The sequence below is a fragment of the Desulfobotulus sapovorans DSM 2055 genome (assembly GCF_059569355.1).
Genome location: NZ_JCANVJ010000018.1, coordinates 60,251 through 70,805 on the forward strand (window position 1 = coordinate 60,251; position 10,555 = coordinate 70,805).

7 protein-coding genes and 1 pseudogene are annotated in these 10,555 nt (G+C 55.9%); 5 read left to right on the plus strand and 3 right to left on the minus strand.

What is annotated here, in order from left to right; genetic code table 11:
* The first annotated feature begins 3 nt into the window (after window positions 1–3).
* Window positions 4–1,317, plus strand: a complete 1,314-nt coding sequence (locus tag BR04_RS12200) for an ATP-dependent 6-phosphofructokinase (RefSeq protein ID WP_496356294.1) — start codon at window positions 4–6, stop codon at window positions 1,315–1,317.
* On the opposite strand, the gene BR04_RS12205 is transcribed toward BR04_RS12200, so the two are convergent.
* A complete protein-coding gene (locus BR04_RS12205) occupies window positions 1,290–2,648 on the minus strand; it encodes a 3-deoxy-D-manno-octulosonic acid transferase (protein WP_496356295.1) in 1,359 nt (452 codons plus the stop codon). The two genes, BR04_RS12200 and BR04_RS12205, sit on opposite strands and share 28 nt — an antisense overlap.
* Complete coding sequence (locus BR04_RS12210; RefSeq protein ID WP_496356296.1) at window positions 2,632–4,557, minus strand: penicillin-binding protein activator; 1,926 nt, start codon at window positions 4,555–4,557, stop codon at window positions 2,632–2,634. Before BR04_RS12210 ends, BR04_RS12205 begins: the two co-directional genes overlap by 17 nt.
* A gap of 161 nt (window positions 4,558–4,718) precedes the next feature.
* Here BR04_RS12210 and BR04_RS12215 point away from each other — a divergent pair, with 161 nt between their 5' ends.
* On the plus strand, window positions 4,719–5,282 hold the full coding sequence (locus BR04_RS12215) for a DUF4124 domain-containing protein (protein ID WP_496356297.1): 564 nt from the start codon (window positions 4,719–4,721) through the stop codon (window positions 5,280–5,282).
* Here the strand turns inward: BR04_RS12215 and miaA are convergent.
* A complete protein-coding gene (gene miaA / locus BR04_RS12220; protein WP_496356298.1) occupies window positions 5,252–6,208 on the minus strand; it encodes a tRNA (adenosine(37)-N6)-dimethylallyltransferase MiaA in 957 nt (318 codons plus the stop codon). The genes BR04_RS12215 and miaA overlap by 31 nt on opposite strands.
* A gap of 316 nt (window positions 6,209–6,524) precedes the next feature.
* Between miaA and BR04_RS12225 the strand changes: the two genes are divergently transcribed.
* The 3 genes and pseudogenes from BR04_RS12225 to BR04_RS12235 all read left to right on the plus strand — a co-directional run.
* Window positions 6,525–9,557, plus strand: coding sequence for an FAD-dependent oxidoreductase (locus BR04_RS12225; RefSeq protein ID WP_496356299.1), 3,033 nt, complete (start codon window positions 6,525–6,527; stop codon window positions 9,555–9,557).
* Window positions 9,558–9,621: 64 nt separating this feature from the next.
* Complete coding sequence (locus BR04_RS12230) at window positions 9,622–10,053, plus strand: hydrogenase iron-sulfur subunit (protein ID WP_496356300.1); 432 nt, start codon at window positions 9,622–9,624, stop codon at window positions 10,051–10,053.
* Window positions 10,053–10,555, plus strand: a pseudogene (locus BR04_RS12235) (4Fe-4S ferredoxin); the annotation flags it as partial. The gene BR04_RS12230 and the pseudogene BR04_RS12235, both read left to right, overlap by 1 nt.

Sequence of the window (10,555 nt, forward strand, 5' to 3'; positions counted from 1 at the left end):
TGTGTGGAAACGGTAATTCGCAGTCTTGGGGAGCGGGCTATCCCTTCTCCCCTTTGTTTTGCGGGCCTCTGTGGTTCCGGAGGCAGCTTTGTTGAAGATTCCCGCAGGGTGCTGAAGGATCTGGACAGGGCCAGCCTGCTCAGGGAGCTGGAGACAGGTCGGGAACCCTTGAGCTTTGAGGTGGCGGGGCCGAGGGAGCGGATCTATTTTGATCCTGCCCGTACCCGCTGTGCCCTTGTTACCTGTGGGGGCTTGTGTCCGGGTTTGAATGACATCATCCGTTCTCTGGTGATCGAGCTGCATCATCGCTACGGTGTGCGGGAGATCTACGGAATTCCCTATGGACTCAGGGGCTTTCTCCCCGAATATGGACACGATATCCGGTCTTTGACGCCTGCCGTGGTAGAGCGCATTCTCGATATGGGGGGTACCATTCTCGGCTCATCGCGGGGGCCTCAGGATTTTGACCGCATCTGCCAACGACTGGAGGATCTGGGGATCAACCTGCTTTTTATGGTGGGCGGCGATGGTACCCTGACGGCGGCCCACCTTCTGGCCCGGGTTGTGGCGGAGAGAGGGCTGGATCTTGCCGTCATCGGCATTCCCAAAACTATTGACAACGATATTGCCCACATTGACCGCAGTTTTGGTTTTGATACGGCAGTGGAAGAGGCCACACGGGCCATCCGCAGTGCCCATACCGAAGCGGTGGGGTATCCCAATGGTATCGGCCTGATCCGTCTCATGGGGCGGCATTCCGGTTTTATCGCGGCTACGGCATCCCTGGCCCAGCAGGATGCCAATTTTGTTCTGATTCCCGAAGTGCCCTTTGATCTGGAAGGGGAAGGCGGTTTGCTGGCGGCACTGGAAAGACGTCTGGCCGAGAGGAGCCATGCGGTGCTGGTGGTGGCTGAAGGGGCAGGGCAGGATTTTTTCAGGGAAGGGACAGGTTCCCGGGATGCTTCGGGGAATCTTCAGCTCAAGGACATCGGACTCTTTCTGAAGGAGGCCATAGAAAGCCACTTCCGGGATAAGGGCCTGGGGATTGCCATGAAATATATTGATCCCAGCTATATGATCCGCAGTCTGCCCGCCAATGCCAGTGATTCGGTTTTCTGCGGGTTTCTTGCCCGCAATGCCGTGCATGCGGCCATGGCGGGTAAAACGGATATGCTGGTGGGCTATGTCAATGCCTCCTTTGTGCATCTGCCCCTTTCCCTTTGTGCGGGAAAACGGCGGCACGTGAATCCTTCAGGGGTCTTGTGGCAGGCTGTTCTGGAGACCACGGGTCAGGGATCCCTGAAAAATGGGGGGTGAGGTGGCTGGGGGAGGGTGTCAAGAATGCGGAGGATGGACTCGGAATGGCAGGCAATGGCATCCGCATTCTGCCGGAGGGCTTCAAGGCCCGCTTTGCCCGCAGCCTTTGCCTTTTCCGGAAAGCGGAGCAGGAAGAGAAGCTTTTCGCAGAGGCTCTGGGCATCCCATGTTTCAAAGGCAGCACCTGCCGCAAGGAGCAGATCCCTTTCTTCCATGAAATCTTCCATGGAAGGGCCGAAAAGGATGGGTTTTCCCCAGGCGGCGGCTTCAAGGAGGTTCTGTCCTCCTGCGGGAACCAGACTGCCGCCGCAGAACACCACATCGGCCAGGGCGTAAAGGCTGCGCAGTTCTCCCATGGTATCCAGAAAAAGAACCGGGCTTTGTACGGCCTGGGTCTGACTGCGGCGCTGGTGGCTCAACCCTGCCCTGGAAGCGGCTCTTTCCATGTACCCCAGACGTTTGAGATGTCGGGGGGCCAGGATCAGACAGAGGTCAGGGAATTCCTTTTTTGCCTGGCAGAAGGCCTCCAGAATAGGGCTTTCTTCGCCTTTGCGGATACTGCCACAGATCCACAGAGGAATTTCTTCGGCAATTCCCAGGTTTTTTCTGGAGAGCATGGGGGGCTGGTCTGTCAGCGCCCTGAGGGTTGCCGGATCTTTTTTGGCATTGCCGCAGATCCGGATTTTTTCTGCCGCTGCTCCCAGAGCCAGGATACGCCGGGCATCCTGATCGCTGATCATGCTGAATTCCTGCATGGTGCAGAAGCTTTCCCGCAGAAGGGGACGTGCTTTCAGATAGCGGGGAAAGGATCGGGGGGAGATGCGTCCATTGACCATGAGGACAGGAATCCTGCGTATGGCGCAGGCCCGGATCCAGTTGGGCCAGATTTCCGTTTCCACAAAGACCATGATATCCGGAGGGCGGTTTGTCAGGGCCGCCTCCGGCCAGCCGGGTGCGTCCAGGGGGGCAAATACGATGGTGGCGTCATGGGCAAGGCGTTTTTCCAGCATGTCCACCCCTGTTGCCGTACAGGCAGACAGGGTGAAGCGGATTTTTTTTCCCGCATGTTGCTGGATGTGGCGTACCAGGGACTCGGAAACCCCGGCTTCCCCCAGACTGGCGGCGTGAATCCAGATGTGGGGGGCGTGCGCGGCTTTCAGACGGGGGACATCGCCCATCAGGTGACGGCATCGGGTTTTCCAGGGGCTGTGGTGCTTCCCCAAATGCAGCAGGGGAAGGACAATCCCTTTCAGTCCGGAGGTGAGCATCCGGTACTGGTTGTGGGAAAAGAAGGGGGTTCTGTCCCCTTTTTTTTCAGGGCTGGATTTCACGGAACTGCCCTCCTTTAATTTCAAGGAGGAAGGGCGGTGTCATGGCCTCCCGGTTTTCAGAAAAAGAGATGATACCGGTGACCCCCTCATGGGGGGGCTGATGGAGAAGGATGTTCCGGACATCACTGCGACTGTAAGGTTTCTGTTCCAGAGCCTTGAAGAGGAGCATGAGACTGTCAAAGGTGACCGCTTCCAGATATCCCGGATTTTCTCCATAAAATTCCTGAAAACGACGGACAAAATTTTGTACCTGGGGCAGACTGCTTTCCGGGAAAAAGCCTGTGGGAACAAGGGCACCCCGGGCATGGCTGCCTGCCATCTCAAGAAGTTTCGGGCTGTGCCAGAGGTTGGTTCCCAGAAGCTGCACCCCCTCCACATCATGATAGGCCAGCTGGGGAAGAACCATGCCCGCACGTTCCGCGCTGTCCGGAATGAAGAGGGCGTCAAACTGGATGACGGGGCTGGGTTTTTCTTCACTTGCGGGTTTTTCCATGTTTTCCGGAAGGGGGGGGAGGAGATCCGCTGGCAGAGGATAGTACAGCCCTGTAAGTTTCCGGATCGGTTCAGAAAAATCCGTGCTTCTTGGGGGGTAACTTTCTATGCCCGTGATGCGTCCTCCGGCATTTTCCACAGCATCCCAGAAAAGATCCCGAAAGTTTTCCCCATAGGCATCCTGGGGGTAGAGGATGGCAAAACGGAAAAGATTCTGCCGTGTCATGACATGGGAAACCAGCCCCCGTACCTGCATGGCAGGGGTCATGAAGTTGCGGAACACTTCGGGGCCGGTGCCGGTGATGCCTTCCTGCTGGGTGAGGGCAATGAGGGGAATGTTAAAGTCTGCGGCAAGAGCGATGGATTCGGGGCTTGCCCCCAGTGGGCCGATGATGGCAATGACCTTTTTTTCATTGAGGCTTTGCAGGGCCTTTTCCGTGGAAGCCTCATCGGAACGGGTGTCTTCAATGAGGAGCCGGAGGGGCAGGGCGTTTTCCTGTTCTGTATAGAGAGCCATGGCCATTTCAATACCCCGCAGGGCCTGCTGGCCAAAGGGGGCAAGGCGACCGGAGAGGGGGAAGAGGCAGCCGATGGCCAGAGGGTCAGTTTCCTCTTTGCTTGCGATGGCTGTCAGAAGATCCCGTGCCATGGGGGCTCTGGAATGCAGGGGGAAGGTCTTGATGAAATCCTGAAGGGTTTCTTCTGCGGCCCGGTAACGTCCGGACTCCACAAGGCTGACCCCCAATGCCAGGGTAAGGGTGGCTGCGGGTTCAGGGTATTTTTTTCCCGGAAGGAGGGCCGCAAGGCTCTCAGCATCCAGCTCCCTGGCAAGCCCCAGAATTTTTTCCAGGAGGGCGGCATGCAGGGATTCCGGGGCGGTCTCCAGGGTATGGATCAGAATTTCCATCGCCTCTCTGGAAGATCCTGCCGCGGCAAGGGTATCGGCCTTTAAGAAGGCAAGGCGGATACGCAGATCCGGCCTGAGGATGCGGGCTTCACTTTCCCGGATGCAGGAGAGGGTTTCGGAGGGGTGTTTCTCCGTATACCAGGAACTGCACCGGGCCAGCAGGGCATCTTCGAAAAGGGCACTCTGGGGAAAGCTGCGGATAAGGGTTCCCAGAAGATTGCGTGCTTCAGTCCCTTTTCCCCTGGCACTGTAAAGGCTGCCCAGTTTGAAGAGGGCCGTTGGGGTATGGTTGTGATCCGGATAATCCTTCAGAAACTGGATGTAGTCGTGCTCCGCTTCTTGGGGCAGGCCCTGGGAGTAGGCCTTTTCTGCACGGAGAAAGAGTTTTTCGGCGGGACTTTGCCGGAGGTTTTCATCGGGATGCGGGCTTTTGCCACATCCCGTACACAGAAGAAAAAACATCAGGGCGGCGGGCCAGAGGTATCTGAATCTCTGGGGATCTTGTCTCATGGTGTCGTTTCCACCTGGGCTGGGAGGGCTTGGGGGCAAAGCGGCTTTGCACTTTGCATCTTTGTCATAAGGCTGTAAGATCCTATACACCAAGATCATGACAGGAGGCAAAAAGGAATTGTTCTGAGACATCCCATATTAAAAAAAAGGGGGGGGGAGGAATGCACAGGAAGAAGGGGATTTACCTTGTTCTGGGCTTGTGTTTTTGGGCAGGGATGGCCGGAGCGGAATTTTATCAGTACAGGGATGAGGCGGGCAGAACCGTCTTTACCGATGATCTTTCCCGTCTCCCTGAAAAGGAGAGGGAGAAGGTGAAGCGGTTCCGGAGCGTGGATACGGAGACGGAGGCGGAGAAGGCGGAAACGGCGGTAGTCTCCCCTGAGGAAGAGGCGGAAGCTCAGCATCCTGAAGTGCCTTCCCTGGAGGAAGAGGCGGTACGGATAGAGGCGGAGCGTAAAGCCCTTGCTGAAGAATTTGTCCGCCTCCAGGCCGTGCAGAAAAAGCTCACGGAAAGGGTGCCGGGTCTTGCACGTGCGGATGCTGAGACGGTGACAGCCCATAACCGGGAGGTGGCGGCCTTTGATGCGTCGCGGGAGGCCTATGAAAAAAGGCGGGCCAGGTACAATACGGACGTACAGGCCTTTAATACCCGTGTGCAGGAAAAGGAAAAAACTGCACGGGAAAAGGGTGGAGATCAGCAGGGGGAAGAGGGGCAGGCACCTTGATTTTCCAGGATGCTGCGGATTTCCGGGATGCGTTTTTCCAGATCGATGGGGGGGATCCAGAGGATATCCGGATCTGCATGAAACCAGGTAAGCTGGCGTTTGGCGTAGCGTCGCGTATCCCGCTTGAGAAGGCGGATCCCTTCTTCCCGGGACAGACGGCCTGTCAGGATGTCCAGCATATGCCGGTAGCCGATGGCCTGCATGCTTTTGAGCTCTGGCCCATAGCCCATGACCAGAAGTTTTTTGACTTCCTCCTCAAGGCCTTCTGCCAGCATGCGATCCACCCGCTGGTCGATGCGTTCATATAGGATCCTGCGGTCTGTGAAAAGACCGATTTTTACCACGGCATAATCCGGAGTGTCGGAGAAATTGTGCCGATGCTGACAGGAGGAAATGGGGGTTCCTGTGGCTTCAAAAAATTCCAGGGCACGGAGAATGCGGAAGCCGTCGTTGGGATGAATCCTGGCGGCGGCTTCCGGGTCTTTTTCCCTGAGTCGGGTATGGAGAAGGCTGGTTCCCTTTTCGGAAGCTTCCCTTTCCAGCAGGGCCAGTCTTTCGGGATCGGCGGGGCGGGCGCGGAAAAGTCCTTGCAGGAGGGCCTTAATATAAAGGCCTGTGCCACCTGCAACGATGGTGAGAAAGCCTTCTTCTGCATTGGCTTCAATGAAAGCTCTTCCCAGGGTGGCAAAGGCTGCCGCGTCAAAGGGGCTGTCCGGATCAAGGATATCGATACCTGCATGGGGGGCTTTTTGCAGTTCCTCGGAGCTGGGTTTGGCGGTTCCAATGTCCATGAAGCGATAAACCTGCATGGAGTCCGCACTGAGGATACGGGCCTTGAAGTGTGCACAGAGGCGGATGGCCACATCGGTTTTACCGCTGGCCGTGGGGCCGCAGATGACAAGAACGCCGGGTTTTTGGGCTTGCATGGGGTCTCCCTTGGTTTGGGGCTGATGCCAGGGCATATTAAAGCGGATTTTGAGGGAAAAAAACAGCAGGAAATGCCCGTCAACTCCGGAAAGCCGCACCGGACAAATGTATTGACAACATTGGTGTTAGTCGATATGGATTGGCGTGCCAATAGAATTCATAAATGCTTGTACGGATTTTGGCGCCGATTCCCGATGCGGGAGGCGGAAAGCGTCAGGCAATATGGGGATTTGTAACGTTGCGGGATGACTTGAAAACGCTGGATTAAGGGTGGCGGAAAAGGCGTCTTGCAGAATCGCTACAGGAGAATAGACCATGTCGAAGGAAGTAATTGGATCCGCTGTCGTCGTGGGTGGCGGTATCACCGGGATGCAGTCGGCGCTTGATCTGGCCGATGCCGGGTACTATGTGTACCTGGTGGAAAAGGGGTCGTCCATTGGCGGCGTGATGTCCCAGTTGGACAAGACCTTTCCGACCAACGATTGCGCCATGTGAATTATCTCACCCAAACTGGTCGAGGTCGGCCGGCATCTGAACATTGAATTGTTGACTCTGAGTGAAGTAACGTCCATCAGCGGTGAAGCCGGAAACTTCGAGGTCGAAGTTTTCAAGAAGCCCCGTTATGTGGACATGGACAAGTGTATTGCCTGCGGTGCGTGTGCGGAAAAATGTCCCAAAAAAGTGGATGATTTCTACAATGCATCTTTGAAAAAACGTAAAGCCATTTATGTGGAATACGATCAGGCTGTACCCTTGAAGTATGTCATTGACCCTGCAAACTGCATCAAGCTGACCAAGGGCAAATGCGGCAATTGTGAGAAGGTCTGTCCTACGGGTGCCATCAACTATGATGACAAGCCCGAAACGTTGAAGCTGAACGTGGGATCCGTTGTTCTGGCTCCTGGTTTCAAGCCCTTTGATCCCAGCATTTTTGACACCTATCAGTATGCCAAATTTCCCAACGTGGTGACTTCCATGGAGTTCGAGCGGATTCTTTCCGCCTCCGGGCCCACCATGGGGCATCTCACCCGCTTGAGCAAAGACCATCAGGAACCGAAAAAAATTGCCTGGTTCCAGTGCGTTGGTTCTCGTGACATGAACCGTTGCGACAATGCCTACTGCTCTTCGGTCTGCTGTATGTATGCCATCAAGGAAGCGGCCATTGCCAAGGAACACAATGGCGATGATCTGGATTGTGCCATTTTCTTCATGGACATGCGAACCCACGGCAAGGACTTTGAGCGTTACTACGAAGATGCCAAGAAAAAGGGCGTCCGTTTTGTCCGCAGCCGGGTACACACCATCAATCCCATCCCGGAAAATGATTCCCTTGAGGTGCGCTATGTGACGGAAGACGGTCGGCTGGAGACGGAAGTCTTCGACATGATCGTGCTGTCCATCGGTCTTGAGACGGATCCTTCCACGGTGAAGCTTGCCAATGAGCTGGGGATCAAGCTTACCAAGGGTAATTTCTGTGAATACGAGACCTTCAAGCCCGTATCCACCTCCCGTGAGGGGATTTTTGTGGCTGGTGCCTTTGCCGGTCCCAAAGACATTCCCCAGGCCATGATTGATGCTTCTGCTGCGGCTTCGGCTGCGGGTGAGCTGCTCACTTCTGCGAGAAATACCCTGACCAAAACGGCGGAAGCCGTTAAAGAGCTGAATGTGGCGGGGGATCGTCCCAAGGTGGGGGTTTTTGTCTGCTCCTGCGGCACCAACATTGCCGGTACGGTGGACGTGAAGGCCGTTGCGGAATATGCTCAGACCCTTCCCTATGTGGAATATGTGACCAACAACCTCTTCTCCTGCTCCCAGGATACCCAGGACAAGATGGCGGAGATCATCAAGGAGAAAAACCTGAACCGCGTGGTGGTGGCGGCCTGTACGCCCAAAACCCATGAACCGCTGTTCCAGGAGACCCTCATCAATGCAGGGCTGAACAAGTACCTCTTTGAGATGGTGAACATCCGTAACCACAACTCCTGGGTACACAAGGAAACACCGGATCTGGCCACAGACAAGGCCAAGGATCTGGTGCGCATGGGGGTTGCCAAGGTTTCCCTTTTTGAACCCCTGCGGGAAGGGGAGCTGAACGTCAACCAGGTGGCCATGGTGGTGGGGGGTGGTGTTGCGGGCATGACCGCAGCCAAGGCCCTTTCCAGTCAGGGATACCAGACCCATATCATCGAAAAAGCGGATCGCCTCGGCGGTCAGGCCCTGAACCTCTTCAAGACCATCAAGGGTGAAGATGTGGGCGAGAAGGTGGCGGATCTTGAGAATGCCATCAAGGTGGATGAACGTATCACCGTACACCTGAACACGGAAATTGCCAGTGTGGACGGGTTTGTGGGTAACTTCAAAACCCAGCTCAAGGGCGGTTCCGAGCAGCTCCTTGAACATGGTATCACCGTGATGGCCACAGGAGCTTCTCCCCTGAAGCCCACGGAATACCTCTATGGTGAAGATCCGAGAATCCTTACCAGCCTGGAGCTGGATCTCAAGTTCAAGGCCAAGGATCCCATGCTGGACAAGGCGGAAAGTGCGGTCTTCATTCAGTGTGTGGGTTCCCGTGAACCGGGGCGTCCCTACTGCTCCCGCGTTTGCTGCACCCACTCCATCGACAATGCCCTGGAGCTGAAAAAGCATAAGCCCGATATGGATGTTTTCATCCTGTACCGGGATATCCGTACCTATGGGGAAAAGGAATACCTCTACCGGGAAGCCCGGGATGCGGGGGTCATCTTTATCCGGTACGACCTCGAAAATAAACCTCAGGTCGAAAAAGCCGGAGACAAGCTTGTGATTCGGGTGACCGATCATGTGCTTGGACGTCCTCTGGAATTGACGGCGGATATTCTGACCCTGGCTTCCGCCGTGGTTCCTAACAAGGGCGAAGCCCTGGCCCAGTTCTTCAAGCTGCCCATGAATGCGGATGGTTTCTTCGTGGAACGTCATGCCAAGCTTGGACCCAGTGAATTTGCCACGGACGGCGTCTTCCTCGCCGGTACGGCCCATTATCCCAAGCCCCTGGATGAGACGGTGGCCCAGGGACGGGCAGCGGCTTCCAGAGCGGTCACGCTTCTGGCCAAGGAAAAGATCTTCACCTCCGGTCAGGTGGCCAGGGTAGACGCATCCCTTTGTTCTTCCTGCGGTATCTGCGTGAGCGTATGCCCGTATTCTGCGCCCCGCTTCATGGATGCCGGGTATTATGCGGGCAAGGCGGAGATCAATCCGGTTCTCTGCAAGGGGTGTGGTCTCTGTGTGGCGTCCTGCCGCAGCGGGGCCATCCACCACGGAGGCTTTGACAACAGCCAGATTTTTGCCCAGATCTTTACCGTAAGCGCATAAAAAACCATTTTCCTCCCACGGTATTTTTTTGCCGTGGGAGGATCAGAATAAGGAGAAGACAGCCATGAGCTGGGAACCCAAGATTGTGAGTTTCCTGTGCAACTGGTGCAGCTACGGCGCGGCCGACCTTGCGGGCGTCAGCCGTTTCCAGTACCCGCCCAATATCCGGGTGATCCGTATCCCCTGCACAGGCCGTATGAGTCCCAAATTTTTCCTTTCCGCTCTGCGGGAAGGTGCGGATGCCGTCTGGGTATCCGGCTGACACCCCGGTGACTGCCATTACCTGGAAGGTAATTACTATGCACGCCGCAAGTTTCAGCTGTTCAATGACATGATGGAGCACATGGGCGTTGAAAAAGGCCGTCTCCATTATTCCTGGATCTCTTCCGCCGAATCCACCAAGTTTGTGGAGGTGGTGAAGGAAGTTACGGATGCCGTGAAAGCCGTGGGTCCCAATACCAATTTTGTGAAGCGCTACATGAAGGAAGCGGAATAATGAGCGGAAACATCGACAGGATTAAAGAGATTGCCCGGGGCCTTCTCGAAACCGAGAAGGTCGATGTCGTGATCGGCTTCAAAAAGGGAACGCTTCCCGTGATGAGCGAGCCGACCATTCTCCGTAAGGCATCGGAAACGGACGAACTGATCTGGGACGCGACCTGCCGTCTCAATCTGTGCAACTACCTCACAGGCCGCAAGGACCGTATCGGTATCATCGCCAAGGGCTGTGATGCGCGGAACATTGTGGGCCACATTGTGGAAAACAAGATCAGGCGGGATCAGCTGGTGATCATCGGTGTTCCCTGCACGGGCATGGCGGACAAAAAAGCCCTTTCCGATCTTGCAGGCGGCGAGGTGACCGCTTACAGCGAAGCCGGGGATCAGATCACGGTGACGGGCCCTGCGGGAGAAAAGACTGTCAGCAAGGCGGAGGTGCTTCAGTCCAACTGCCGCACCTGTATCAAGCGCAATCCTGTGATCTTTGACGAGATGGCAGG

Bases quoted from the DNA above. Each gene is read 5' to 3' on its own strand.
- BR04_RS12210 (WP_496356296.1), bottom strand. From the start codon at position 4,557: ATGAGACAAGATCCCCAGAGATTCAGATACCTCTGGCCCGCCGCCCTG.
- miaA (WP_496356298.1), bottom strand. From the start codon at position 6,208: ATGCAAGCCCAAAAACCCGGCGTTCTTGTCATCTGCGGCCCCACGGCC.
- BR04_RS12215 (WP_496356297.1), top strand. From the start codon at position 4,719: ATGCACAGGAAGAAGGGGATTTACCTTGTTCTGGGCTTGTGTTTTTGG.